This window comes from Brevibacterium daeguense (genome assembly GCF_021729135.1).
GTDB classification, from domain to species: domain Bacteria; phylum Actinomycetota; class Actinomycetes; order Actinomycetales; family Brevibacteriaceae; genus Brevibacterium; species Brevibacterium daeguense.
The window spans coordinates 1-25374 of record NZ_JAJTWW010000008.1 but is presented as its reverse complement, the minus strand read 5'-3'; the positions used below and the strand labels follow the sequence as shown (position 1 = coordinate 25374).

Annotated in this window: 26 protein-coding genes; 22 read left to right on the top strand and 4 right to left on the bottom strand. The window is 67.5% G+C overall.

Annotated features, from left to right (window positions below):
- The first annotated feature begins 67 nt into the window (after positions 1–67).
- From argS to murA, 21 genes are all read left to right on the top strand, one after another.
- Positions 68–1705, top strand: a complete 1638-nt coding sequence (argS, locus tag LXN01_RS08120) for an arginine--tRNA ligase (RefSeq protein ID WP_236864163.1) — start codon at positions 68–70, stop codon at positions 1703–1705.
- Positions 1706–1707: 2 nt separating this feature from the next.
- Positions 1708–3144, top strand: coding sequence for a diaminopimelate decarboxylase (gene lysA / locus LXN01_RS08115; RefSeq protein WP_236864162.1), 1437 nt, complete (start codon positions 1708–1710; stop codon positions 3142–3144).
- 7 nt (positions 3145–3151) lie between these two features.
- Positions 3152–4462, top strand: coding sequence for a homoserine dehydrogenase (locus LXN01_RS08110; protein WP_236864161.1), 1311 nt, complete (start codon positions 3152–3154; stop codon positions 4460–4462).
- 14 nt (positions 4463–4476) lie between these two features.
- Positions 4477–5565: a threonine synthase gene (thrC, locus tag LXN01_RS08105; RefSeq protein WP_236864160.1), complete on the top strand. Its 1089-nt coding sequence runs from the start codon at positions 4477–4479 to the stop codon at positions 5563–5565.
- Entirely contained in the window at positions 5565–6500 is a 936-nt protein-coding gene (gene thrB, locus LXN01_RS08100; RefSeq protein ID WP_236864159.1) for a homoserine kinase, read from the top strand. Before thrC ends, thrB begins: the two co-directional genes overlap by 1 nt.
- A 297-nt stretch (positions 6501–6797) precedes the next feature.
- Positions 6798–8858 (top strand): transcription termination factor Rho, encoded by a 2061-nt coding sequence (rho, locus tag LXN01_RS08095; protein WP_336885253.1) that lies wholly within the window; start codon positions 6798–6800, stop codon positions 8856–8858.
- Positions 8859–8877: 19 nt separating this feature from the next.
- Positions 8878–9972: a peptide chain release factor 1 gene (gene prfA, locus LXN01_RS08090; protein ID WP_236864158.1), complete on the top strand. Its 1095-nt coding sequence runs from the start codon at positions 8878–8880 to the stop codon at positions 9970–9972.
- A 3-nt stretch (positions 9973–9975) separates the two neighbouring features.
- The gene (gene prmC, locus LXN01_RS08085; RefSeq protein ID WP_236864157.1) at positions 9976–10869 is read left to right on the top strand and encodes a peptide chain release factor N(5)-glutamine methyltransferase; all 894 of its coding nucleotides are present in this window, start codon (positions 9976–9978) and stop codon (positions 10867–10869) included.
- A complete protein-coding gene (locus LXN01_RS08080) occupies positions 10869–11519 on the top strand; it encodes an L-threonylcarbamoyladenylate synthase (RefSeq protein ID WP_236864156.1) in 651 nt (216 codons plus the stop codon). Before prmC ends, LXN01_RS08080 begins: the two co-directional genes overlap by 1 nt.
- Complete coding sequence (locus LXN01_RS08075; protein ID WP_236864155.1) at positions 11520–12626, top strand: MraY family glycosyltransferase; 1107 nt, start codon at positions 11520–11522, stop codon at positions 12624–12626.
- Entirely contained in the window at positions 12623–13036 is a 414-nt protein-coding gene (locus tag LXN01_RS08070; protein WP_236864154.1) for a Cg1360 family ATP-synthase-associated protein, read from the top strand. Before LXN01_RS08075 ends, LXN01_RS08070 begins: the two co-directional genes overlap by 4 nt.
- Positions 13037–13312: 276 nt before the next feature.
- A complete protein-coding gene (atpB, locus tag LXN01_RS08065; protein ID WP_236864153.1) occupies positions 13313–14098 on the top strand; it encodes a F0F1 ATP synthase subunit A in 786 nt (261 codons plus the stop codon).
- Positions 14099–14191: 93 nt separating this feature from the next.
- Positions 14192–14422, top strand: a complete 231-nt coding sequence (gene atpE, locus LXN01_RS08060; protein WP_236864152.1) for an ATP synthase F0 subunit C — start codon at positions 14192–14194, stop codon at positions 14420–14422.
- An 18-nt stretch (positions 14423–14440) separates the two neighbouring features.
- Positions 14441–14995 carry a F0F1 ATP synthase subunit B gene (locus LXN01_RS08055; protein WP_236864151.1) on the top strand — a complete coding sequence of 185 codons (555 nt, stop codon included), beginning with the start codon at positions 14441–14443 and terminating at the stop codon, positions 14993–14995.
- Positions 14995–15801, top strand: a complete 807-nt coding sequence (locus LXN01_RS08050; protein WP_236864150.1) for a F0F1 ATP synthase subunit delta — start codon at positions 14995–14997, stop codon at positions 15799–15801. Before LXN01_RS08055 ends, LXN01_RS08050 begins: the two co-directional genes overlap by 1 nt.
- 99 nt (positions 15802–15900) lie before the next feature.
- Entirely contained in the window at positions 15901–17556 is a 1656-nt protein-coding gene (atpA, locus tag LXN01_RS08045; protein WP_236864149.1) for a F0F1 ATP synthase subunit alpha, read from the top strand.
- Positions 17557–17592: 36 nt separating this feature from the next.
- Positions 17593–18543, top strand: a complete 951-nt coding sequence (locus LXN01_RS08040; protein ID WP_236864148.1) for a F0F1 ATP synthase subunit gamma — start codon at positions 17593–17595, stop codon at positions 18541–18543.
- Positions 18544–18580: 37 nt separating this feature from the next.
- Positions 18581–20035: a F0F1 ATP synthase subunit beta gene (gene atpD, locus LXN01_RS08035; RefSeq protein WP_236864147.1), complete on the top strand. Its 1455-nt coding sequence runs from the start codon at positions 18581–18583 to the stop codon at positions 20033–20035.
- A 5-nt stretch (positions 20036–20040) separates the two neighbouring features.
- Positions 20041–20304 (top strand): F0F1 ATP synthase subunit epsilon, encoded by a 264-nt coding sequence (locus LXN01_RS08030; protein WP_236864145.1) that lies wholly within the window; start codon positions 20041–20043, stop codon positions 20302–20304.
- A gap of 14 nt (positions 20305–20318) precedes the next feature.
- Positions 20319–20783 carry a DUF2550 domain-containing protein gene (locus LXN01_RS08025; protein WP_236864144.1) on the top strand — a complete coding sequence of 155 codons (465 nt, stop codon included), beginning with the start codon at positions 20319–20321 and terminating at the stop codon, positions 20781–20783.
- Positions 20783–22141 (top strand): UDP-N-acetylglucosamine 1-carboxyvinyltransferase, encoded by a 1359-nt coding sequence (gene murA / locus LXN01_RS08020; RefSeq protein WP_236864143.1) that lies wholly within the window; start codon positions 20783–20785, stop codon positions 22139–22141. The genes LXN01_RS08025 and murA overlap by 1 nt, the downstream gene beginning before the upstream one ends.
- 105 nt (positions 22142–22246) lie before the next feature.
- On the opposite strand, the gene LXN01_RS08015 is transcribed toward murA, so the two are convergent.
- The 4 genes from LXN01_RS08015 to nucS are packed head-to-tail and all read right to left on the bottom strand — an operon-like array spanning position 22247 to position 24916.
- On the bottom strand, positions 22247–22576 hold the full coding sequence (locus LXN01_RS08015) for a GNAT family N-acetyltransferase (protein ID WP_236864142.1): 330 nt from the start codon (positions 22574–22576) through the stop codon (positions 22247–22249).
- On the bottom strand, positions 22573–23694 hold the full coding sequence (locus tag LXN01_RS08010) for a pirin family protein (RefSeq protein WP_236864139.1): 1122 nt from the start codon (positions 23692–23694) through the stop codon (positions 22573–22575). Before LXN01_RS08010 ends, LXN01_RS08015 begins: the two co-directional genes overlap by 4 nt.
- On the bottom strand, positions 23691–24164 hold the full coding sequence (locus LXN01_RS08005; RefSeq protein WP_236864138.1) for a carboxymuconolactone decarboxylase family protein: 474 nt from the start codon (positions 24162–24164) through the stop codon (positions 23691–23693). The genes LXN01_RS08010 and LXN01_RS08005 overlap by 4 nt, the downstream gene beginning before the upstream one ends.
- Before the next feature lie 56 nt (positions 24165–24220).
- On the bottom strand, positions 24221–24916 hold the full coding sequence (gene nucS / locus LXN01_RS08000; RefSeq protein WP_236864300.1) for an endonuclease NucS: 696 nt from the start codon (positions 24914–24916) through the stop codon (positions 24221–24223).
- A 30-nt stretch (positions 24917–24946) separates the two neighbouring features.
- Here nucS and LXN01_RS07995 point away from each other — a divergent pair, with 30 nt between their 5' ends.
- Positions 24947–25252 (top strand): Rv1322 family protein, encoded by a 306-nt coding sequence (locus LXN01_RS07995; protein WP_236864137.1) that lies wholly within the window; start codon positions 24947–24949, stop codon positions 25250–25252.
- Positions 25253–25374: the final 122 nt, after the last annotated feature.

Here is a 25374-nt window from a genome sequence, read left to right as displayed (position 1 = left end):
TCACATCTGCGGCCTTCTTCGCGGCCCCGAGTCGCTAAGCGAGCACCCGGGGTAATAATCTTGTACGGTGACTCCCGAACAGCTCAAGACGGCCATCCGTGCTGCCATCGACCAACTCAACTCGCAGGATCTCTCCATCGAGATCCCCGAAACCATCGTGGTGGAACGGCCGAAGAACCGCGAGCACGGCGACTGGGCGTCCAATATCGCGCTGCAGACCGCCAAGCAGGCCGGTCTCAAGCCGCGTGAGCTGGCCGAGCGCATCGGCGAGGGCCTGCGAGCGCAGGACGGCGTCGCCGAGGTCGATGTCGCGGGTCCTGGATTCCTCAACATCACCCTGGACGCCGACGCCGCGGGCAAGCTCGCCGCGGACGTCGTCGAGCAGGGCGCGGCCTACGGCACCAGCACCTCGCTTGTCGGGCACACAGTCAACATGGAGTTCGTCTCGGCGAACCCCACCGGCCCGCTGCACCTCGGACACACGCGCTGGGCCGCCCTCGGTGACGCGATCGCGCGCGTGCTGCGCGCAGCCGGGGCCGAGGTGACGAGCGAGTACTACATCAACGACGCCGGTTCCCAGATGGACACCTTCGCCGACTCGGTGCTCGCTCGCATGCATGAGCGGGAGGTGCCCGAAGGCGGATATCCCGGCCAGTACATCGCAGACATCGCCGAGGAGATCCGCGCGGGGCAGCCGGCGCTCGCCGACGCCTGCGAGGATGCCGTCAGGGACGAGGTCAGGCACCGCGCCTACGAGCTCCAGATGGCCGACATCCGCAGCACGCTCGACGACTTCGGGGTCCACTTCGACGTCTGGTTCTCGGAGACGACGCTGCACGCCAGCGGTGCCATCGAGCAGGCCGTCGATCGGCTGCGAGAGCAGGGCCATGTCTATGACAAGGACGGCGCGGTCTGGCTGCGGACCACGGACTTCGGCGACGACAAGGATCGCGTGCTCATCCGCGCCGACGGCCAGCCGACGTACTTCGCCGCCGATGCCGCGTACTACCTGGACAAGAAGGACCGCGGATTCACCGAGAAGATCTATCTGCTCGGTGCTGATCACCACGGCTATGTCGGCCGGCTCAAAGCCATCGCCGCGGCTGCCGGCGACGATCCCGAGCACAACATCGAGATCCTGATCGGGCAGCTCATCAAGGTCAACGGTGCCAAGCTGTCGAAGCGCGCCGGGAACATCATCGAGCTGCGCGATCTCATCGACTGGCTCGGCACGGACGCAGTGCGCTACTCGCTGGCGCGCACTCCCGCCGATTCGCCGCTCACCCTGGATCCCGAGGTGCTGCGTTCGGCGAGCAACGACAACCCCGTGTACTACGTCCAGTACGCTCACGCTCGCACCAAGGGCGTGGAGCGCAACGCCGTCGCCGCCGGAGTCGAGGAGGTCGAGTTCGATCCGAGCACTCTCGACCACGAGACCGAGACCGTGCTGCTGGCGGCGCTGGCAGACTTCCCGCGAGTGGTGGCCCAGGCTGCCGAGCTGCGCGAGCCGCACCGGATCGCACGGTACCTCGAGGGGATGGCGGGACTGTTCCACAAGTGGTACGACGCCTGCCGTGTCACCCCTCGGACCGACGAGGAGATCACCCCGACCCACGCCTCGCGCCTGATGCTGGTCCGGGCCACCTCGATCGTGCTCGCCAACGGGCTGGACATGCTCGGCGTCAGCGCCCCTGAGAGGATGTGACGATGCCCGCCCATATCTCCGGCGTCCTCCACGCCATCCCGTCTCCCGTCTGGCTGCCCTACCCCGACGATGTCAACGCGCTCATGCCGAGCCTGTGGGCGCGCAATGTCCGCAAGGACGATGACGGCGTGCTGCAGGTCGCCGGCCACTCGGTCACCGACCTCGCCGACGAATACGGCACTCCGACCTTCGTCCTCGACGTCGATGACTTCAAGCATCGTGCGCGGTCGTTCGCCGAGGCGTTCTCCCGGGCGTTCGACCGGGTCGGACCCGGTTCCCGCTCGTACTACGCGGGCAAGGCATTCCTGTGCACCGCAGCCGCCGGCTGGGTCGCCGAGGCGGGACTCGGCCTCGATGCCTGCACCCTGGGGGAGCTCATGGTCGCCAGGCAGGCCGGCCTGGATCCGCGCCTGGTGGGGCTGCACGGCAACAACAAGTCCGACGAGGAGATCGCGTTCGCCCTCGACTGGGGGATCGGACGCCTCGTCGTCGACTCGCTGGCAGAGATCCCCCGGGTGGCGGCGGCTGCTGCCGAGCGCGGGGTCCGGGCTCGAGTGATGATCCGCGTCACCGTCGGCGTCGAGGCGCATACTCACGACTTCATCGCCACTGCCCACGAGGACCAGAAGTTCGGACTCTCCCTTCAGTCCGGCGATGCCCGCCGTGCCGCGGACCAGATCCTCGCCTCGGACCACCTCGAGCTGATCGGCCTGCACAGCCACATCGGGTCCCAGATCTTCGAGAAGGACGGGTTCGAGGTGGCGGCAGGGCGCATCATCGGGCTCCGCGCGGAGATCGAGCGCGACCACGGCGTGAGCGTGCCGGAGGTCGACCTCGGCGGCGGCTTCGGCATTCGCTACACCTCGCAGGACACCCCGAAGTCGTTCGAGCGGATCGCTGAGCTGCTCGCCGATGTGGTCGCCCGGACCTGTGCCGATCACGACACCTCCGTGCCCTTCGTGTCGTTCGAACCCGGCCGGGCGATCGCCGGCCCTGCGATGTTCACCCTCTATCGCGCCGGCACCATCAAGCAGGTCGACACCGGCAGCGGTCACCGCTGCTACGTCAGCGTCGACGGGGGCATGAGCGACAATGTGCGCACCGCCCTCTATGACGCCGACTACTCGTGCACCCTGGCCAACCGGCAGTCCTCGGTCGAGCCGACTGTGGTCCGCGTGGTCGGCAAGCACTGCGAGAGCGGTGACATCGTCGTCCGTGACGAGTACCTTCCCGGTGACGTGAGCGCCGGCGATCTCATCGCGGTGCCCGGCACCGGCGCCTACTGCCGCCCGCTGGCCTCGAACTACAATCACGTCCCCCGGCCCGGGGTGCTTGCCGTCGAGGGTGAGGACGTCCGCTGGGTGATCCGCCCGGAGAGCTATCAGGACATGTTCGCATCGGATCCGGGCTTCGCTCCCGGCAATCGGAACGGAGAATGAGCGTCGAATGAAGTCCCTGAGAGTCGCCATGCTGGGCTGCGGCGTCGTCGGCAGCGAAGTCGCAGCGCGGATCCTCGGTCACGGCGAGGAACTGGCGGCGCGCATCGGAGCACCGCTGGAGCTGGCCGCTGTGGCGGTCCGCGACGCCTCCAAGGCCCGACCCGGAGTCCCCTCCGAGCTGCTGACGACCGATGCCGCCGCCGCGATCGAAGGAGCGGACATCGTCATCGAGCTGATCGGCGGCATCGAGCCGGCGCGGGAGCTCATCCTCAGTGCGCTGCGCTCGGGCGCCTCCGTGGTGACCGCGAACAAGGCGCTGCTGGCGTCGCATTACGGCGAGCTGATGAAGGCCGCTGACGCAGCCGAGGTGAGGCTCGAGCACGAGGCCGCTGTCGCCGGTGCCATCCCGATCATCCGCCCGGTGGGCAATTCGCTCGCCGGCGACCGGATCACCCGGGTCATGGGTATCGTCAACGGCACCACGAACTACATCCTGGACCAGATGGACAGCGAGGGTTGGGACTTCGACACCGCGCTGCGCACGGCGCAGGAGCTGGGCTACGCCGAGGCGGACCCGACTGCCGATCTCGGGGGCCACGACGCGGCTGCCAAGGCGGCGATCCTCGCCTCGATCGCCTTCCACACGCCCGTGACGATCGACGACGTCTCCGTCGAGGGCATCACCGAAGTCAGCGCCGACATGGTGGAGACGGCGAGGGCGCAGGGCTTCACGATCAAACTGCTCGCGATCTGCGAGGAGCTCTCCGACTCACCCGAGGGCCCCGGTGTGTCCGCGCGGGTGTACCCGGCGCTGCTGCCGCGTGAGCACGTGCTCGCCAGCGTTGGCGGCGCGTTCAACGCGGTCTTCATCGAGGCGGAGGCCGCCGGCGAGCTGATGTTCTACGGGCAGGGTGCCGGCGGTGCTCCGACCTCCTCGGCAGTGCTCGGTGACGTCGTCTCCGTGGCCCGGCGCAAGGTGCTCGGAGGGCGCGGCCAGTACGAGCGCAGACTGACGACGCGCCTGCCCGTGCTGCCGATCTCGGCGATCACCACCCGCTACCAGATCACTCTCGACGTGTTCGACCGCCCCGGCGTGCTCTCACGGATCGCAGAGGTGTTCGCCGAGGAGGGAGTGTCGATCGAACTCGTCCAGCAGACGCAGATCGAGGACGAGCCGGCCGGGACTCCGCAGCGGGCCAAGCTCGTCATCGCCACCCATGCCGGTATCGATGCGGCACTGCGCCGCACCGTCGACCGGCTGGCTGAGTTGGAAGCCGTCAACGCCCTGAGCTCGGTGCTGCGCATCGAGGGCCACTGAGAAAGGACTACTTCATGACCGCACAGCACCGCCATCAGTGGCAGGGAGTCATCGAGGAGTACCGCAGCCTGCTCGACATCGCCCCGGACGCCAGGGCCGTGACCCTGGGTGAGGGCGGAACACCCCTGATCCACGCCGCGGGCCTGTCCGAGCGGACCGGCGCCGAGGTATGGGTCAAGTACGAGGGCATGAACCCCACCGGCTCCTTCAAGGACCGGGGGATGACGATGGCCATCAGCAAGGCGGTGCAATACGGAGCCGAAGCGGTGATCTGCGCCTCCACCGGCAACACGTCCGCGTCTGCTGCCGCATACGCGACCAAGGCCGGACTGACCTGCGCGGTGCTGGTGCCCGCGGGCAAGATCGCCGTGGGGAAGATGAGCCAGGCCATCGCCCACGGCGCCGAGCTCCTCGAGGTCGACGGCAACTTCGACGACTGCCTGACGCTGTCCCGCAAGCTCGCCGAGGCCTACCCGGTGCACCTGGTCAACTCCGTCAATCCCGACCGGATCGAGGGGCAGAAGACGGCGTCCTTCGAGGTCGTCGACGCGCTCGGCAAGGCGCCGGACATCCATGTGCTGCCGGTGGGCAACGCCGGCAACATCACCGCCTACTGGAAGGGCTACCGGGAGTACCGGGAGCAGGGTCTGGCGGAATCGACACCGCAGATGTGGGGTTTCCAGGCCGCCGGCGCTGCACCGCTCGTGCTCGGTCATCCCGTGGACAGCCCGGAGACCATCGCCACCGCGATCCGCATCGGCAACCCCGCTTCGTGGAACCAGGCCATCGCGGCCCGCGACGAGTCGGGCGGTCTGATCGACTCCGTCACCGACGATCAGATCCTCGAAGCCCACCGTCTCCTGTCGTCGACCGAGGGGATCTTCGTCGAACCCGGCTCGGCCGCTTCGATCGCGGGACTGCTCAAGCAGGCCCGCGCCGGGAAGATCCCGGCCGGTGCCACCGTCGTCTGCACCGTCACCGGTCACGGGCTCAAGGATCCCGAGTGGGCGATCAAATCCGCCGACGGTTCGGCTCTGCAGCCGACACGCGTGTCCGTCGATGCCGTCTCCGCCGCCCGGGCGCTCGGGCTCGAGGAGGGGTGATGCTCGCCGGCCTCGAGGTCGAGGTGGAGGTGCCTGCCACCTCGGCGAATCTGGGCGCAGGGTACGACAGCTTCGGAATGGCGCTCGACTTCCGCGACTCGGTGCACGCGCGGATCTCCGCCGAACCGGTCGACCCCGAGGCCTGCGTGACCGTGACTGGCGAGGGCGCCGACGCACTGCCCTCCGGAGCGGACCACCTGATCCACCGGGTCGCCCGGGAGATCCTCGTCTCCCGCGGGCTCGACGTGGGCAGGCGGATGACTCTGGCGTGCACAAATGTGATCCCCCAGTCGCGAGGAATGGGGTCGTCCGCGTCGGCGGTGGTCGCGGGCATCGCGATCGCGGACGCCCTCAGCTGCGCTGCCGGAATGCCCGAGGCCAGTGCCGGCACGAAGCTCGCCTGGGCTACGCGCTACGAGGGCCATCCGGACAATGCCGCGCCGGCCCTGTTCGGCGGCGTGACGATCAGCTTCACCAACATCGGGGGAGCGGCACAGTCCGTGTCCGTGCCCGTCGCCCCAGAGCTGCGAGTGGTCCTCGCCGTGCCCGAAACGCGCCTCGACACCGCAGTTGCCCGGGCTCTGCTGCCGGACACTATCCCGCACGCCGAGGCGGCAGCCAACTCCGCGGTCGCCGGCCTCTTCGTCCACGCGATCTCGCATGATCCCAGTCTGCTGCTCGAGGCGACCGTGGACCGCCTGCATCAGAACTACCGGCGACCGGCGATGGTCGACTCGCTGGAGCGCGTCGACGCTCTTCGGGCGGCAGGCCTCGCCGCGGTCGTCTCCGGGGCCGGCCCGACCATAGCGGTGCTGGGGACCGGAGCGGACCTGGTCCGGCGGGTGAGGACCGTGCTCGGAGACGATGACGTCCGGATCATCGACACCGTGATCGCGGACGCCGGAGTCACCACCACCGTCACCGAAATGGCCTGAGAGCCCGATCGGTTCGAACTGAGTCCGTTCGAACACTCCGGGTCATTCGATTAGCGTCTGAGCCGCGAGGGATGTAGGCTTGAGGCGTTCCCTCCGAGAAGTCGGGTGTATTCGAATCCTCGGGTTCGATCCCTCTGCTCGACGCGGATTCGCCGGGAGCATTCTTCGTACCGCACCCCACATCGTGGGCTGTTCAGGTACTTCATTTGAGAAAGCACGTGATTTTCAGGCGTGCAGTCCATCGCTGCAGAATCCACGTTCTCTTCGCTGCAGCCAAACGAGGGAGAAGGAACCTTCGTGACCGAGACCACGACACATGACTCCGCTGCCCGCTCGGGAAGCCTCAGCGCCCTGCGGCTGCCCCAGCTTCAGGAAATGGCAGCGGGTCTGGGTATCAAGGGATACCGCCGTCTTCGCAAGAGCGAGCTCATCGACGCCATTCAGACCGCCCGGACGGGCGGCGGCATTGCCCCGACCGCTGATGCTCCGGCGCAGCCTCGCACCAGAAGCCGCCGCACAGCCTCGGGCCAGCCCACCGAGGAAGCCCGGTCGTCGCAGACCGACGGTGCTTCGGCATCCGCCGGATCCGCAGGCGTTGCCTCTGCCTCTGCTCCTGCTGCCTCCGCTCCGGCAGGCTCAGATTCTGCGCCCAGCACCGCCGCTCCTGCCCCTGACCAGGGCCAGGGTGCCGATTCCGGCGCACAGGCAGCCGCCCGCACCTCGGCGGACGGCCAGCGCCAGGTGACACGTCGTCGCGGCGGCAACGACGCCCAGTCCGACGACGCATCGGGTGCTGCCACCCCGCCGGCACAGGCCGACGGGCAGCCAGCGCGCCAGCAGGGTGAAGCCCGCGGTGGCGACTCCCGCGGCGCCGAAGGCCGAGGAGGCGACACGCGAGACAGCAGCAACGGCCGTGACGACCGACAGGGACGCGGCGGTGACAGCCGTCAGGGTGACAATCGTCAGGATCGCGGCGGTGACAGCCGTCAGGGTGACACCCGACAGAATCGGGGTGGCGACAACCGCCAGGCCGACAACCGCCAGGGCGACAATCGGCAGGCCGACAATCGGCAGGGCGACAACCGGCAATTCGACAACCGCGCCGGTGGCCGGGACAACGACCGTCGCAGCCGTAATCGCGGTCGCGACCGCAAGCGCCGCGGCCGGGGCGAGTTCGACGAGCCGGAGCTGCGTCCGGATGACGTGCTGATTCCCGTCGGCGGAATCCTCGACGTGCACGACAACTACGCGTTCCTCCGCACCTCCGGCTATCTGCCCGGCCCGGACGATGTCTACGTCTCGGCAAACATGGTCAAGAAGCACGGACTGCGCAAGGGCGACGCGATCGTCGGCGCCATCCGGCAGTCCCGCGACGGCGAGCAGCGCACGAGCAAGCGGGAGAAGTTCGATGCCCTGGTGCGCCTCGACTCCGTCAGCGGCCTGTCCGTGGAAGACGCCAAGCGCCGTGTCGAGTTCTCCAAGCTCACTCCGCTGTACCCGCAGGAGCGCCTGCGGATGGAGACCACCTCGAAGCAGATCTCGACCCGCATCATCGACCTCGTGGCACCGATCGGCAAGGGCCAGCGCGGCCTGATCGTGTCCCCGGCCAAGGCCGGCAAGACCTCGATCATGCAGCAGATCTCGAATGCGATCACGGCCAACAATCCCGAGGTCCACCTCATGGTGGTGCTGGTCGACGAGCGCCCCGAGGAAGTCACCGAGATGCAGCGCGCTGTCCAGGGCGAGGTCATCCATTCGACCTTCGACCGGCCGGCCGAAGACCACACCACGATCGCCGAGCTCGCCATCGAGCGTGCCAAGCGTCTGGTCGAACTGGGTACGGACGTGGTCCTGCTGCTCGACAGCATCACCCGTCTGGGACGGGCCTACAACCTCGCCCAGCCGGCCTCCGGACGGATCCTGTCCGGCGGCGTCGACGCCAATGCGCTCTACCCGCCCAAGAGGTTCTTCGGCGCGGCGCGCAACATCGAGGGCGGCGGCTCGCTGACCATCCTCGCCACCGCGCTCGTGGAGACCGGGTCCAAGATGGACGAAGTGATCTTCGAGGAGTTCAAGGGCACCGGCAACATGGAGCTGCGCCTGAGCCGCCACCTCGCGGACAAGCGCATCTACCCGGCCGTCGATGTCAACGCCTCGGGAACCCGTCGTGAGGAGAACCTCATGCACCCCGAGGAGCGGAAGGTGATGTGGAAGCTGCGCCGCGTGCTGTCCGGACTCGAGCAGCAGCAGGCGCTGGAGCTCCTCCTGTCGAAGCTCAAGGAGACCGGCTCGAACGCGGAGTTCCTCATGCAGGTGCAGAAGACGACCCCGCTGCCGAAATCCGCCTCCGACGAGTGAGCGGGGCACGGCGCGCGTCATGAGCACAGGGAACTCAGCAGCCGATATCGAGTCGATCCGCCAGACCGTCCACATGCTGCTCGATGAGCACGCGCGGCTGGAGCAGGAGCTGGCGGATCCTGCGGTGCACGGGAATCCTGGGCAGGCCAGGAAGCTGACTCGGCGCTATTCCGAGCTCGACCTGATCGTCCAGTGCTGGAACGAGCTCGGGGCGGTGGACGAGGACCTCGCCACCGCCTCGGAGCTGGGTGAAGAGGACGAGGCGTTCGCAGCTGAGGCTGTCGAGCTGGCCGAGCGCCGCTCGCTGCTGGCAGCGCGGTTGCGTGACCTGCTCGTCCCCAAGGATCCCGATGACGCGCGCGACGCGATCATCGAGATCAAGGCCGGCGAAGGCGGCGAGGAATCCGCTCTGTTCGCCGGTGATCTGCTCCGGATGTATCAGCGCTGGGCCGACAACCGCGGCTGGTCCACTGAGATCCTGGACTCGACCGCCTCGGACCTCGGCGGCTTCAAGAACGTCACGATGGCCGTCAAGGCCGGCAGCGGCGGCGTCTACGGCTGGCTCAAGTTCGAGGGCGGTGTGCACCGCGTCCAGCGCGTCCCGGTCACTGAGTCGCAGGGCCGCATCCACACCTCGGCCGCCGGTGTCCTGGTGTTTCCCGAGGTCGACGAACCCGGCGAACTCGAGATCCCGGACTCCGACATCCGGATCGACGTGTACCGCTCATCCGGTCCGGGTGGCCAGTCGGTCAACACCACCGACTCGGCCGTCCGCATCACCCACCTGCCGACCGGCATCGTGGCCAGCTGCCAGAACGAGAAGTCCCAGCTGCAGAACCGCGAGGCGGCGATGAGGATGCTGCGGGCACGCCTGCTCGCGGCCCAGGCCGAGCAGGCCGCCGCCGAGGCGAACGACCTCCGGCGGTCTCAGGTGCGCACTGTCGACCGCTCGGAGCGCATCCGGACCTACAACTACCCGGAGAACCGGATCGCCGACCACCGCACCGGATTCAAGTCGCACAATCTCGACCAGGTCCTGGACGGTGCGCTCGACGACGTCATCGAATCCTGTCGAGCGGCCGATCGAGCACAGCGGCTGGCCGAGATCCAGTAGCCCGTGAGCGCCGAGGAGACCGACGTCCTGCTGCGCGCGGCCGCAGACAGGCTCCGCGCGGCCGGGGTGCCCGCGCCCAATACCGACGCGCGGCTGCTGCTGGCCCACGTCTGGGACTGCCAGCTCAGCGACGTTGCGCTGCACGCGCTGCGGGGGACCAGGGTGCCGTCTGGGGTGTCCGAGCGGTTCTCTCGGCTCGTCGCTCGCCGCGTGAGGCGGGAGCCGCTGCAGCACATCACCGGGCACGCGCCGTTCCGCTATCTCGAACTCGCCGTCGGCCCGGGCGTGTTCATCCCCCGGCCGGAGACCGAACTCCTCGTCGGCTGCGTGCTCGAGTGGCTCCGCCGGACGCGCGTGCCCAGCCCTCGGATCCTCGACCTGTGCACCGGCACCGGGGCGCTTGCCCTGTCCCTGGCCACCGAGGTCGAGCACAGTTCGGTGGTGGGCGTCGAGCGCTCCCGGGCGGCTCTGGACTACGCCGAGCGCAATCTCGCGACGCTGCAGCCCTCGATCGCGGCCGAGCGCAGCACCTGCGAATTCGTCAGCGCCGACGTGCGCGACCTCCCCGACCTCGGCGTCTTCGACATCGTCGTGTCGAACCCGCCCTACGTTCCGGTCGCATCCCAGCCCGACATCCCCGAGGTCACCGGGTACGACCCCGCGGACGCGCTCTACGGCGGGGGAGAGGACGGCATGGAGATGCCCTCCGTCGTGATCGGGCAGGCCGCACGGCTGCTGCGCCATGGCGGCTTCGTCGTGATCGAGCATGCCGAGTCGCAGGGGGAGCCGGTCCGGCAGGTCATGGCCGCAAGCGGCTTCGGCGGTGCGGTGACACACGCCGATTACACTGGCAGGGATCGTTTCACCTCCGCCGAACTGGAAGCTGAAGACACCTGATGCCACGCACCTTCGATGTCCGCAATGAGGAAGTCCGTGACCTGGTCCTCGATGAATGCGCTCGCGTCATCGGTGGCGGAGGTCTGCTCGTGATCCCCACCGACACCGTCTACGGGATCGCCGCCGACGCCTTCTCGAAGCAGGGTGTGCAGAAGCTGCTCGCAGCGAAGGGGCGGGGGCGTGACATGCCGCCACCGGTGCTCGTCGGCAGGCCGGAGACACTGCTCGGCATCGCCGATGCCGTCAGCGAGCAGATTCTGACCCTGACGAAGCGCTTCTGGCCGGGACCGCTGACGATCATCTGCAGCGCCCAGCCCTTCCTCGACTGGGACCTCGGGGACACCCACGGCACCGTTGCAGTGCGGATGCCCGCCGACGAACATGCGCTCGCCCTGCTGGAGCGAACGGGGCCGCTCGCGGTCTCCAGTGCCAATACCTCCGGAGCACCAGCGGCGCAGACCGTCGGCGAGGCCCGCGAGATGCTCGGCGAGGCGGTCGAGATCTACCTCGACGGCGGTCCGGCGCTCGGGGGCAGCGCCTCGACGATCGTCGACATGACGGCTGTGCCCCCGCGGATCGTGCGCTCGGGCCCGATCGGGTACGCCGAGCTCGTCGCCGTCGTCGATGATCTGGTGGATGCGGTCGGCTGAGTGCGCGCCTATCTCTTCATCCTCGTCATCTCCGCGCTGACCGCCTACCTGGTCACGCCGATGGTGCGCCGCATCGCTGAGCGGGGACTGATCTTCTCGCCGCTGCGGGAGCGGGACGTCCACTCCGTGCCGACTCCCCGGCTCGGCGGCGTCGCGATCTTCGCCGGCGTCATGATAGGGCTGGTCTTCGCCTCCCAGACGCCGTTCCTGGAGGAGCTGTTCTACCAGCCGGGTTCGGTGATCGGGATTGCGGGAGCAGCGGCGATGCTGTGCCTGCTGGGAGTGATCGACGACATCTGGGACCTCCACTGGATGTCGAAGCTCGCCGGTCAGACCTTCGCAGCCGGGTTCATGGCGCTCAGCGGCGTGTCCCTGCTGACCATCCCCTTCAACGGTGTGATCGTCGGGTCTCCGCGCATGTCGGTGGTGCTCACCGTCCTGGTCGTGCTCGTGACGATCAACGCCGTGAACTTCGTCGACGGCCTCGACGGTCTGGCGGCCGGTGTGGTCGCCATCGGAGGCGTCGCGTTCTTCGTCTACTCGTATCAGCTTGCGGTCGACACCAGCCCTGACAGCTACGCCAATCTCGCGTCGCTGATCATCTCGGTCCTGGTGGGTGCCTGCATCGGCTTCCTGCCTCACAACTTCAATCCCGCGCGGATCTTCATGGGCGATTCCGGTTCGATGCTCATCGGGCTGCTGCTGGCGGCATCCACGATCAGGGTCACAGGCCAGGTCGACCCGGCGCTGGTGAGCAACGAGCGTGCGCTGGCCGCCTACCTCCCGATCATTCTGCCGGTCGCAGTGATGTTCCTGCCGCTGCTCGACCTCCTGCTGGCCGTGATCCGGCGAATGCTCGCCGGCAAGTCGCCGTTCTCGGCCGACGCGAAGCACCTGCACCACCGGATGCTGCGCCTCGGCCACTCGCATGCCCGCGCCGTGCTCATCATGTACTTGTGGACGGCGATCTTCGCGTTCGGCACTGTCTGCCTGCTGATCTTCCGGCCGGGGCCGGTGCTGACCATCGTCGCGATCGCCGTGGCGTTGACTCTTGTCCTGACGTTCTACCCGCTGCGGGCCCGGCTCCGGGCCAAGGAGGAAATGTGACTGCCAACGACTCAGTGCGCTCGATCATGCGGGGCATCGTGCTGCGCGGTCTGCTCATCACGGCCGCGATCGCCGTGGTCGCGTCGATCATCGGCGTCTTCGCCGCCGGAATGGCCGGTGTCTGGGGAGCGCTCATCGGCGCTGCCACCGCATTCGTGTTCTTCGCCATCACCGCGGTGCTGATGTACTTCACGGCCGACTCCTCGCCGACCGTCATGGCGGGAGCGGTGCTCGGCGGCTTCCTCGTCAAGGTCGCCGGACTCATCGCCCTCACCGCCGGGCTGCGCAACCTCGACTTCTACAATCCGTGGGTGCTGTTCGTCACCCTCGCCGTTGCTGCATTCGCGTCGCTCATCGTCGACGTCTTCACCGTGCAGCGGGCCCGGCTGCCGATCATCGACGAGAAGTGACGGAATGAGCCGCACATCACAGTGCCAGGGCGGGGATGCGCACGCTCCGGTTTGGTGGGACTCTCTACGGTTGGTAGAGTATCTGGGGAATCGCTGAGTAGTGTGTGAGCACACGGCGATGTGGTTTCTCAAGCGCAATCCGACCACTTTCCGGGCCCTGCCCGGGGTGTGCGCGCACCCGTCAGTATTCGCCAACGGTGGTGGGCCGAGTTCCGGCCAGCCCCGCCGAGCCGTCAGGAGACAGCCCTGTTCACTCCAGCTGCCTTGTCACCGACAATGCTTCTTGCAGCCGAGGGAGGCTTCCACGCCCCTGGCCTCGAGGAGTTCTACCCACCGGCAGTTCTGTTCGAGGGCACACCTTTCGAGCTCAACCGGATCATGCTCATCCGGATCCTCGTAGCGGTCGTGCTCGTGGCCGTCTTCATGTTCCTGATGCGCAATCCCAAGCTCGTGCCGAGCCGCGCGCAGTCCGTCGGTGAGATGATCCTGGAGTTCATCCGCAAGGGCATCGCGCACGACATGCTGGGCAAGAAGGACGGGGACCGGTTCTTCCCGCTCATCGCCGTCATCTTCCTGACTGTGTTCGCGATGAACATCACCGGCATCATCCCCTTCCTCAACATCTCCCCGAACGCGAACATCGGCATGCCGCTGTTCATGGCGGTGGTCTCCTACGTCGTGATGATCGGCGCCGGCATCCAGGCGCAGGGGGGCTGGCAGTACGTCAAGAGCCAGCTCTTCCCCTCCGGAGTCCCGGGCGCGATGTACATCCTCGTCACGCCGATCGAGTTCATCTCCACCTTCATCGCCCGGCCGCTCAGCCTCGCACTTCGTCTCACGTTCAACATGCTCGTCGGCCACCTGCTGCTCGTGCTGTGCTTCGCTGCGACCCAATTCTTCTTCTTCGAGGCCGGCGGCGCGCTCGCGGTCTTCGGCGGACTCACCCTCGTCGGCGGATTCGCCTTCACTCTCTTCGAGATCCTGGTGGCAGTGCTTCAGGCGTATGTCTTCGCCCTGCTCACCGCCGCCTACATTCAGCTCAGCGTCGCTCAGGACCACTGAGAGGCTGCGCCTCGCACCACCACTGACCTGTCAACTCAAGGCTAGGAACGGACCGATCACCAGGTCGGACCAGCAACCGGAAGGAATATCCACGTGGACACCACCATTCTCGCCGAAGTCTCCGGAAACATCTCGACTGTCGGCTACGGCCTCTCGGCAATCGGCCCGGGCATCGGCATCGGCATTCTCGTCGGCAAGACCGTCGAGGGCATGGCCCGTCAGCCGGAGGTCTCCGGCCAGCTGCGCACCACCATGTTCCTCGGCATCGCGTTCGTCGAGCTCCTGGCATTCCTCGGAGTGGCTGCCCACTTCATCTTCGTCTGATAGGAAACGAGCAAACTCATGACCCCGATTACAGTGCTTGCGGCAGAGACACCCAACCCTCTGCTGCCGGCAACCTATGACATCGTCTGGTCGGCGGTCTGCTTCGTCATCATCTTCTTCGCCTTCTGGAAGCTCGTGCTGCCCAAGTTCAGGGAGATCCTCGACGAGCGTGCACAGGCCATCGAAGGCGGTATCGAGAAGGCTGAGAAGGTCCAGGCCGAAGCCGACAAGGCTCTTGCCGAGTACCAGAAGCAGCTGGCCGACGGCCGTGCCGAGGCCGCGCGACTGCGTGCCGAGGCTCAGGAAGAGGGCGCGCAGATCGTCGCGGACATGAAGCAGCGCGCCAATGAGGAGGCCGAGCGCATCATCAGCCAGGCCAAGGCGCAGATCGAGGCCGAGCGCCAGAGCGCGATGCTGGAGCTGCGCGGCGAGGTCGGCGGCCTGGCCACCGACCTGGCTTCTCGGATCGTCGGCGAGAGCCTGCGGGACGAGCACCGAGCGGCTGGCGTCGTCGACCGGTTCATCGCCGACCTTGAGGCCCAGACGCCGGCTCCCGCGATCAAGGAGTCCTGATGCTTCAGTCGAGCAGGAATTCGCTGGGGCAGACCCTGCGGGACGTCAATGAGGCGATCGACGCCGGCCAGGCGTCGACCATCGGCGACAGCCTGCTGGGGATCGTCTCAGTGCTGGCCGACAACGCGCAGCTGCGCCGCGTGGCAGCCGACGCGGCGACCAGCCATGAGCAGAAGAGGGGTCTGCTGACCGCTCTGCTGTCGGGTCGGGTCGACGCGGCCGCGCTGGAGATCACCATCGGCGCCGCCGGTCGTCATTGGGCCCGTGCCCAGGACTTCGTCACCGCCATCGAGGTGGCCGGCGTGACGGCTGTGGCCGCTGACGCGCAGTCGGCCGGTCAGCTCGGACAGGTCGAGGAGGAGCTTTTCCGGTTCACCCGCCTCATCGAGGCCGACCACGAGCTCGGGTGGGCCTTCGGGTCCGTGGCCGGGCCCGAGTCGAGGCGCTCGCTGGTGTCGGATCTGCTCGGCGGCAGGGTCACTGCCTTCACCATGAAGCTGGCACAGCAGGCAGCCGCACACCCCCGCGGACTGCGGGTCACCGAGACCCTCGACAACTACTCCTCCGTGCTCGCAGCGCGTCAGCAGCGTTCGGTCGCCGATGTGGTGGTCGCCCAGCCGCTGACTCCGCAGCAGCAGGAGCGTCTTGCTCGGGCGCTCTCGGCTTCGTACGGCAGGGAGCTCGTACTCAACGTGCAGGTGGACCCCGACGTGATCGGCGGTGTGCGCGTGCAGGTCGGCGACGAGGTCATCAACTCGACGATCGCGGAGCGGCTGGCTGACGCCCGCCGACAGCTGGCGGGCTGACAGCGCCCGCGCACCACGGCACACTACACGTTATTGAGCGGTCCACCCGAGGACCTCGGGTCCGCTCTCCAGAATGATTGAAGGAAGCAGGGAAACCAGATGGCGGAACTGACAATTCGCCCGGATGAGATTCGGGACGCCCTGGGGAAGTTCGTTGAATCGTACAACCCGCAGGGTGGAGAGAAGACCGAGGTCGGCAAGGTCGTCACCGCAGGTGACGGAATTGCATCAGTCTCGGGTCTGCCCAACGTGATGGCGAACGAGCTTCTCCGGTTCGAGGACGGCACGCTCGGCCTCGCGCAGAACCTCGACGAGCGCGAGATCGGCGCCGTGGTGCTCGGAGACTTCCAGGGCATCGCCGAGGAGCAGAACGTCTACCGGACCGGCGAGGTGCTCTCGATCCCGGTCGGCGACGGTTACCTCGGGCGGGTTGTGGATCCGCTCGGCAACCCCGTCGACGGCCTCGGCGACATCGCAACGGTCGGCCGGCGCGAGCTCGAGCTCCAGGCGGCCAGCGTGATGGACCGCAAGGAGGTCAAGGAGCCGCTGCAGACCGGGCTCAAGGCGATCGACGCGATGATCCCGATCGGCCGCGGCCAGCGGCAGCTCATCATCGGCGACCGCAAGACGGGCAAGACCGCGATCGCGCTCGACGCGATCATCAACCAGAAGGCCAACTGGGAGTCCGGCGACCCCAAGAAGCAGGTCCGCTGCATCTACGTCGCCTGCGGCCAGAAGGGCTCGACGATCGCCGCGGTGCGCCGCAGCCTCGAAGAGTTCGGCGCTCTCGAGTACACCACCATCGTCGCCGCACCGGCCTCGGACCCCGCGGGCTTCAAGTACCTCGCGCCGTTCTCCGGTTCGGCCATCGGGCAGCACTGGATGTACGAGGGCAAGCACGTCCTGATCGTGTTCGACGACCTGACCAAGCAGGCCGACGCCTACCGCGCCATCTCCCTGCTGCTGCGTCGCCCGCCGGGCCGCGAGGCCTACCCGGGCGATGTGTTCTACCTGCACTCCCGCCTGCTCGAGCGCTGCGCCAAGCTCTCCGACGAGCTGGGCGGCGGCTCGATGACCGGCCTGCCGATCATCGAGACCAAGGCCAACGACGTGGGTGCGTTCATTCCGACCAACGTGATCTCGATCACCGACGGTCAGATCTTCCTGCAGTCGGATCTCTTCAACGCCAACCAGCGGCCCGCGGTGGACGTCGGCATCTCGGTGTCCCGCGTCGGCGGTTCGGCTCAGCCCAAGCCGCTGCGCGGTGTGTCCGGCACGCTGAAGATCTCGCTCGCGCAGTACCGCTCGCTCGAGGCCTTCGCGATGTTCGCCTCGGACCTCGACCCGGCCACCCGCCAGCAGCTCGACCGCGGCGCCCGCCTGACCGAGCTGCTCAAGCAGGGTCAGTTCTCGCCGATGTCATCGGAGAAGCAGACGGTCTCGATCTGGGCCGGCTCGGAAGGCTACCTGGACGATGTTCCGGTCGAGGACGTGCTCAGGTTCGAGGCCGAGTTCCACGACCACCTGGAGCGGAAGTCCGATCTGCTCGCTCGGATCGCAGGCCACACCGACAAGCTGTCGAAGGAGATGATCAGCGAGCTCGAAGCTGCGGTCACCGACTTCAAGGCAGGCTTCCAGACGTCCGAAGGACACGGCGTCCACCCCGGAACCGAGGAGTTCGACTCGGCATCGGAGGACGAGGTGCAGCAGGAGCGGATCGTCAAGCAGTCACGCGGTTCGACCGCGAACGCCTGATTGCCCGATGACGCCCGCTAGCGAAAGGAAGTACTGATGGGAGCCCAGCAGAGGGTCTTCAAGGCGAAGATCAACTCCACGAAGTCCTTGCGGAAGATCTTCAAGGCCATGGAGCTCATCGCGGCATCCCGGATCCAGAAGGCTGTCAGCCGGGTGAAGGCTGCGAGCCCGTACGCCACTGCGCTGACCCGAGCGGTCTCCGCAGTGGCGACGCAGTCCAACGTCGAGCACACGCTGACCACCGAGCCGGAGCAGATCCGCCGATCGGCCGTGGTCGTGCTCGGTCCGGACCGTGGGTTCGCCGGAGCATATGCAGCCAACGTGATCCGTGAGGCCGAAGAGCTGGTGGGCCTGCTGCGCGACAGCGGCAAGGACGTCGCGCTGTACACCGTCGGCGGCAAGGCGGAGAGCTACTACACCTTCCGCGATCGCAAGATCGAGAGGTCGTGGACCGGGTTCTCGGAGGCGCCGTCGATCGAGAACGCCCGCGAGATCGGGGAGACCCTGCTCGAGGCGTTCTCCCGGGACTACGAGGACGGCGGCGTCGACGAGATCTACCTCGCCTACACCCGCTACAAGTCCGCGGTGTCCCGTGAGCCCGAGTACCGGCGTCTGATCCCGCTCGAGGTCGTCGAGGCCGAGGACGGGTCCAGCATCCCCCAGCCCCGGACCGAGCTGCGGCAGCCGAGCTTCGATGTGGACCAGGTGTTTCCGCTGTACGAGTTCGAGCCGGGTGCGGCGGAAGTGCTCGACGCGCTCCTGCCCCGCTACATCGACTCGCGGATCCTCGCCGCGCTGCTCAACGCATCGGCAGCCGAGCAGTCCGCGCGTCAGCAGGCGATGAATACTGCGGTGGACAATGCCGACGAGCTCATCAAGACCTACACCCGGCTGGCCAACACGGCTCGCCAGGCCGAGATCACTCAGGAGATCACTGAGATCGTCGGCGGTGCTGACGCCCTTGCGGCGAGCGGCGCCGGTGACTGACCGCGGCCACCAACGAGAGCAGAGAAGAAAGTAGACCATGACTGCCACAGTTACGGAAACCCCGCAGGCACAGGGGACCGTTGGCCGGATCTCCCGCGTCATCGGCCCCGTCGTGGACGTCGAGTTCCCGCTCGACTCCGTGCCCGCCATTTACAACGCCCTCACCACCGAGGTGACGCTGTCCGAAGGCACCCGCAAGGTGACCCTGGAGGTCGAGCTGCAGCTCGGCAACGGCATCGTCCGCGCCATCTCGCTGCAGCCCACCGACGGACTCGTCCGCGGCCAGGAAGTCATCGACTCCGGGTCGCCGATCACGGTTCCGGTCGGCGATGTCACCAAGGGCAAGGTCTTCAACGTCACCGGTGATGTGCTCAACGACGCGATGATCGACGAGCCCTACGAGATCACTGAGCGCTGGCCCATCCACCGGCCCGCGCCGAACTTCGATCAGCTTGAGTCGAAGACCCAGATGTTCGAGACCGGCATCAAGGTCATCGACCTGCTGACGCCGTACGTGCTCGGCGGCAAGATCGGCCTGTTCGGCGGCGCCGGCGTGGGCAAGACCGTGCTCATCCAGGAGATGATCACCCGTGTCGCCCAGGACCACGGCGGTGTGTCGGTGTTCGCCGGGGTCGGCGAGCGCACCCGTGAGGGCAACGACCTCATCATGGAGATGGACGAGTCCGGCGTGCTCGACAAGACCGCGCTGGTCTTCGGCCAGATGGACGAGCCGCCGGGCACCCGGCTGCGCGTCGCGCTGACCGGACTGACCATGGCGGAGTACTTCCGCGATGTCCAGAACCAGGACGTGCTGCTGTTCATCGACAACATCTTCCGCTTCACCCAGGCCGGCTCCGAGGTGTCGACCCTGCTGGGCCGGATGCCCTCCGCGGTGGGCTACCAGCCGACCCTGGCCGACGAGATGGGCGTGCTGCAGGAGCGGATCACCTCGACCCGCGGCAACTCGATCACCTCGATGCAGGCGATCTACGTTCCGGCCGACGACTACACCGACCCGGCTCCGGCTACGACCTTCGCCCACCTCGACGCGACCACCGAGCTCAGCCGTGACATCGCTTCGCGCGGTCTGTACCCGGCTGTGGATCCGCTGGCGTCGTCCTCGCGCATCCTCGATCCGCTCTACGTGGGCCAGGATCACTACGACGTCGCCACGCGGGTGAAGCAGATCCTGCAGAAGAACAAGGAGCTGCAGGACATCATCGCGATCCTGGGCGTCGACGAGCTCGGCGAGGAGGACAAGCTCACCGTGCACCGTGCCCGCCGCCTCGAGCAGTTCCTGTCGCAGAACACCTACACCGCTCTGCAGTTCACCGGTGTCGAGGGTTCGACCGTGTCCATCCAGGACACCATCGAGGGCTTCCGCGGCATCTGCGACGGCGAGTTCGACCACATCCCCGAGCAGGCCTTCTTCAACGTGGGACCGATCGAGGACGTGCTGCGCAACTACGACAAGCTCCAGAAGGGCAGCTGACCGCAATGGCGCTCAACGTGACCGTGGTGGCAGCTGATCGCGGGGTCTGGTCCGGCGAGGCCAGGCGCGTGATCGCCAGGACCACCGAGGGCGAGATGGGAATCCTGCCGGGGCACGAGCCGGTGCTGGCCATCGTGGCCGGCGGCGAGGTTCGGATCGTGACGGCGGACGGCGAGCACCTCACCGCACGCGCCGACGGCGGGTTCCTGTCTGTGGAGAACGACCGCGTGATGGTCGTTGCAGATCAGGCCGAGCTTGTCGACGCTTAGCTACACTGTCTGACGTGAACCCTTCGACCCTGCTGATCATTCTGCTCTCGTTGGTAGGGCTGGCGGTCATCATCGTCGTGCTGTTCACTGTGCGGCGACGGTCGATCTCCAGGCTGTCGGGCGCGTTCGACTGTTCCACCCGCGTGGGCGACGAATCCCGTCGCCCACGCTGGCGTCTGGGGGTCGCGGTCTTCACCGTGACCGCACTCGAGTGGTATCCGCTATTCAGTCTGGGGCGGCGTCCGGCCTATGCGCTGCCGCGCTCGGACGTGGAGATCGCGGCCCGGCACGACCCGGACGACTCCGAGCAGTATGCCGTGCTGCCGCAGGCGCAGATCATCACCTGCCGCTACGACTTCCACCGGGCGGAGGGGAAGACGATCCTGCTTGCGCTCGACGCCGAGGCGCTGGCCGCCTTCTCGTCGTGGCTCGAATCCGCGCCGCCCGGCTACAACCTGACGATGGGACGGTTCACCTGATGGAGGTTCTGTCCGTACTGGGACCCACGGTGCTCCGCGGGGAGGTGGAGGTCCGCGGTGCGAAGAACAGCGTCCTCAAGCTGATGGCGGCGACGCTGCTGGCTCCGGGGCGTTCGGTGATCACCAATGTCCCCGCCATCCTCGACGTCACCATCATGTGCGAGCTCCTGCGCCGCCTCGGATGCGGAATCGACTACGACGCGGATGCGGGGAGAGTCAGCATCGACGTTCCGGAGGAGCCGGGCATCCAAGCCGACTACGAGCTGGTTCGGGCGATGCGGGCGTCGATCTCCGTCCTCGGACCGCTGACCGGCCGGATGCGCGCGGCACACGTGGCGATGCCCGGCGGCGACGCGATCGGCTCGCGCGGTCTCGACCTGCACAAGGCCGGCCTCGAGGAACTCGGGGCCACCGTTCACCTCGATCACGGGTATTTCATCGCCGAGGCGCCGAACGGGCTGACGGGCGCCGACATCCACCTCGCGTTCCCCTCGGTCGGCGCCACGGAGAACCTCGTCATGGCCGCGGTGCTGGCCTCGGGCAGGACTGTGATCGAGAACGCCGCGCGTGAGCCGGAGATCGTCGACATCTGCACGATGCTCGTCGCGATGGGAGCCCGGATCTCCGGCATCGGCACCACCACGCTCACGATCGATGGCGTGGGTGCGCTCCGGGCTGTCGAGCACCGCTGCGTGGGGGACAGGATCGTGGCCGGGACCTGGGCCTTCGCAGCTGTGATCACCGGAGGTGACGTCACCGTCCGCGGGGTGTCACTGGATCTGCTGCCCAACGTGGTCGACAAGCTCACGGCAGCGGGCGCCCAGGTCGAAGAGCTGGACCCGCGATCCCGAACGGACGCCGCAGGCACAGTGGGAACGTCCGCCGGGGGAGGCGCAGAATCGAACGGGGGAGGCTTCCGGGTGATCGGCCCCAAGCGTCCCCGCAGCATTCGAGTGTCGACTCTGCCGTTCCCCGGCTTCCCCACCGATCTGCAGCCTTTCGTGATCGCGCTCAACGCCGTCGCTGACGGAGTGGGCCTGCTGACTGAGAATCTGTTCGAGGCTCGGTGGCGCTTCGTCAATGAGCTGGTTCGGCTCGGCGCAGAGGTCTCCATCGACGGCAATCACGCGCTCGTCACCGGAGTCGAGCGGCTGTCGGGAGCGGAGGTCGAGGCCTCCGATATCCGCGCCGGAGCCGGTCTGGTGATCGCCGGACTCGTCGCGCACGGCACCACCGAGGTGTACGGCGTGGACCACATCGATCGCGGCTACGAGAACTTCGAGGACAAGCTCCGGGCGCTGGGCGCGGAGATCGAGCGACGCGAGAAACCCGAGACGCTCACCTTCGACGAGTCCTGACGTCGACGAGGCATCGCGGCGGTGACGAGTGCTGGGCGACGAGGCCGCGCGGCGGTGCGAAGTCCTGACGGCGGTGACGAGTCCTGACGGCCGCTCTGCGCGCGATCAGCTGAACAGCGCGAGGTGTCCGGACGTCACCGGGTCGATGTCGTCGGCGAAGTCGTCGTGCTTCTCGACCCAGCTCTTGACGTAGGGACACACGGGCACCACGCGGCGACCGTCTGCGACAGCAGAGGAGATCGCCTTCCTGGTAAGGGTCGAGGCGAGCCCGCGCCCCCCGAACTCATCGTCGATCTCCGTATGGTGGAGGATCCGCTGCGGCGCGTCCGCGACATCGGTGTCCCGATAGGCGGAGAAGCCTGCGTGCGTCCCATCGACGAAGATGTCGTAACGGCTCTCGTCGGGATTGTCGGACACTGTGATCTCATCACTCATGGGTTCATCCTCGGTTTGATGCGGACATTGGGCAGACGGGGCGCCGGCAGCGGCGCGGGCTGGTTGACCGGGAAGTCCCCGAAGCGTGGTGCCCGCACACCGTCGAAGTACACGCCGGCATCGGCGGCGCGGGCAGCCGACGGCGCACCGGCAGGTTCTCCTGCTCCGGAAGTCCCAGCTGGGGAGGCACCGGCTGGGCCGGCGAGCTGATCAGCGGGGCCGGCGGGCGCCTCGGCGCCGATCTCCGCCTGCCAGGCGGCGCGATAGGCGACGATCTCGTCGTGCGAGCGGCCGACGAAGTTCCACCACATCACCACCCGCTCCTCGAACGGGGCTCCTCCGAAGAAGACGACCCGGGTGGGCGCGTTGCCGGCCTGGAACCCGATGCGCGAGGGGCCGGGCGGGAGGTAGGCGAGTTCGTCCTTGCCCACTGACTGCTCATGGCCGTCGACGTGCACCGTGAGCGTTCCGCTGTCGAGGAGCGCGCCGTGCTCGAACCGCGGGTCGACATCGAGGAGCATCGTCTGTCCGGGGTCGACGATCAGCTGCCCCGCCATCGCCTCCACCCGCGTGTCCACCGGTGAGGCGGTGCCGGCCAGCTGACCGAGGTATGTCAGCACGGTGCCACCCGGTACGGCAGTGGGCCGCGCGACATGGTGCTGCGATCCCGGCGCCCCATTGCGCCGATCCTCCGGAAGCACGTACCACAGCTGGACGCCATGAAGGCTATCGGTGTCTGCGGTCGAGAACTCGGAATGGGAGATTCCCGAGCCGGCGATCATGAGATTGACTTCCGAAGGTCGCACGATGTTCGCGAAGCCCGTGGAGTCGATGTGCTCGACCCGCCCCTCGAACAGCAGCGTCACCGTCGCCAGTCCGGTGTGCGGATGCCGCGGCACCTGCATCCCTCCGGTCGCGGTCACGTCGTCCGGGCCGTAGTGGTCGAGGAAGCACCAGGGTCCGATCAGCGAGCGCTTGCGCTGTGGAAGGGTTCGCCGCACGGTCATCGCACGTGGACCTCCCAGCGGCACGTCGCGGGCGGTGATGATGTCGACTGCGTGCGCGCAGGTGACTTGCGAGCACTCGTACTCTGCTGGGTCGATCTCGGGGTTGGTCATGGCTGCTTCCGAAGGCGGACCGGATGCTCGGAGAGGATTGACACCCGATTGTAGGCGTTCATCGTCAGAGCCGCCCATTCGAGCGCGGTGAAGGCCTGATCCCCGAGGGTGGCGCGGGCGATCGCCAGGGCTGCCTGCCGGTCCTCGACGGCGGGCAGGGTCGTGGTGACCTCTCCGATGGCAAGGGCTGCGCACTCGACCTCAGTGAAGACCGCTGACTCGTGCCAGGCGGGCAGCTGCGCGAGCTTGAGCGGGTCGGCACCGGACTCCAGGGCTCTGCGCGTGTGCATGTCCAGGCAGTAGGCGCACCTGTTCAGCTGGGAGATGAGCACGTACATGAGCTCGAGCGTCTCGCGCTCGATGCCCGCGGATTCTGCGGCGCGCCCCACCGCAAGCGAAAGCCCGTTGAGAGCCTTCCAGGAGGACGGATCGGACTTGTCGAGGAATGGGGTGTCAGCGTCGGCAACCATGCACCCAGCCTAGTTGCTCTTCCTCGGAAGCGGGCATGGGAGCGCGATCGCGGATCTCAGAACAGGCGCGAGGCCGGGTCATCCATCCCGCGCAGGGCATCGTAATCGAGCACCACGCAGCGGATCCCGCGATCCTGCGCGAGCGCGCGGGCCTGGGGCTTGATCTCCTGCGCGGCGAACACACCGTTCACGGGTGCCAGAAGCGGGTCCCGGTTCATGAGCTCGAGGTAGCGGGTGAGCTGTTCGACGCCGTCGATGCCGCCTCGACGCTTGATCTCAACGGCGACGGAGACTCCTTCGGAGTCCTTGGCGAGAATGTCGACCGGCCCCACTGCAGTCATGAACTCGCGGCGCACGGTCGAGTATCCGTCCCCGAGTGTCTCGATGTGCTCGGCCAGCAGCTCCTGGAGATGCGCCTCGACACCGTCCTTGACCAGGCCGGGATCGACGCCGAGGTCGTGGCTGGAATCGGAGATCACCTCGGCGATCGAGATGACGAGCCGGTCACCGGTCTTCGCCTGGGTGACGGTCCAGATCTCGGTGAATCCGGCGGCGCACTGGTCCTCGTCGGGATCGAGCACCTGCAGCGTGCATGGGGGAGACATCCAGTTCAGCGGCTTGTACGAGCCCCCGTCCGAATGGACCAGGACGCTGCCGTCGGCCTTGATCATGAGCAGGCGGGCTGCCAGCGGCAGATGAGCCGTCAGCCGTCCCGCATAGTCGACACTGCACTTCGCTATCACCACACGCACCTGAGCAACTGTACGTGAGACCATGGGGCCATGCCACGTTCCTCATCGTCTCGTCGATCCAACAAATGGGCTCGTGAGCGGCGCGAGCTGAGCCCGTCGATCGCTGATCTGCGGCGTGTCCAGGAGGAGCCCGACGGCACGTGGGTCGTTCAGCAGGTGCGGGGCAGCCGATCGGGCAAGGTCTACATCTGCCCCGGGTGTCACCGGGAACTCCCCGCGACCACTGCCCACACGGTGGCATGGCGCTCCGATCAGGAGTTCGCAATCGGAGCCGGGGTGGAGCACCGCCGCCACTGGCACACCTCGTGCTTCAACGCCCGACATCGGCGTCGCTGAGCACCGACGGCAGAGCCGCTGAGCAGCGGCGGCGGAAGGGCCACGAGCTTCGTGCTCGTGGCCCTTCCGCACGCCGCGGTGCGCACCTGCTCATGCGAGACCGGCGCATGGCGGCGCCACGG

Coding starts and splice junctions, on each gene's coding strand:
- lysA (WP_236864162.1), top strand. CDS start 1,708: ATGCCCGCCCATATCTCCGGCGTCCTCCACGCCATCCCGTCTCCCGTC.
- LXN01_RS08110 (WP_236864161.1), top strand. CDS start 3,152: ATGAAGTCCCTGAGAGTCGCCATGCTGGGCTGCGGCGTCGTCGGCAGC.
- thrC (WP_236864160.1), top strand. CDS start 4,477: ATGACCGCACAGCACCGCCATCAGTGGCAGGGAGTCATCGAGGAGTAC.
- thrB (WP_236864159.1), top strand. CDS start 5,565: ATGCTCGCCGGCCTCGAGGTCGAGGTGGAGGTGCCTGCCACCTCGGCG.
- prfA (WP_236864158.1), top strand. CDS start 8,878: ATGAGCACAGGGAACTCAGCAGCCGATATCGAGTCGATCCGCCAGACC.
- LXN01_RS08080 (WP_236864156.1), top strand. CDS start 10,869: ATGCCACGCACCTTCGATGTCCGCAATGAGGAAGTCCGTGACCTGGTC.
- atpB (WP_236864153.1), top strand. CDS start 13,313: ATGCTTCTTGCAGCCGAGGGAGGCTTCCACGCCCCTGGCCTCGAGGAG.
- LXN01_RS08055 (WP_236864151.1), top strand. CDS start 14,441: ATGACCCCGATTACAGTGCTTGCGGCAGAGACACCCAACCCTCTGCTG.
- LXN01_RS08050 (WP_236864150.1), top strand. CDS start 14,995: ATGCTTCAGTCGAGCAGGAATTCGCTGGGGCAGACCCTGCGGGACGTC.
- atpA (WP_236864149.1), top strand. CDS start 15,901: ATGGCGGAACTGACAATTCGCCCGGATGAGATTCGGGACGCCCTGGGG.
- LXN01_RS08040 (WP_236864148.1), top strand. CDS start 17,593: ATGGGAGCCCAGCAGAGGGTCTTCAAGGCGAAGATCAACTCCACGAAG.
- atpD (WP_236864147.1), top strand. CDS start 18,581: ATGACTGCCACAGTTACGGAAACCCCGCAGGCACAGGGGACCGTTGGC.
- LXN01_RS08030 (WP_236864145.1), top strand. CDS start 20,041: ATGGCGCTCAACGTGACCGTGGTGGCAGCTGATCGCGGGGTCTGGTCC.
- murA (WP_236864143.1), top strand. CDS start 20,783: ATGGAGGTTCTGTCCGTACTGGGACCCACGGTGCTCCGCGGGGAGGTG.
- LXN01_RS08015 (WP_236864142.1), bottom strand. CDS start 22,576: ATGAGTGATGAGATCACAGTGTCCGACAATCCCGACGAGAGCCGTTAC.
- LXN01_RS08010 (WP_236864139.1), bottom strand. CDS start 23,694: ATGACCAACCCCGAGATCGACCCAGCAGAGTACGAGTGCTCGCAAGTC.
- LXN01_RS08005 (WP_236864138.1), bottom strand. CDS start 24,164: ATGGTTGCCGACGCTGACACCCCATTCCTCGACAAGTCCGATCCGTCC.
- LXN01_RS07995 (WP_236864137.1), top strand. CDS start 24,947: ATGCCACGTTCCTCATCGTCTCGTCGATCCAACAAATGGGCTCGTGAG.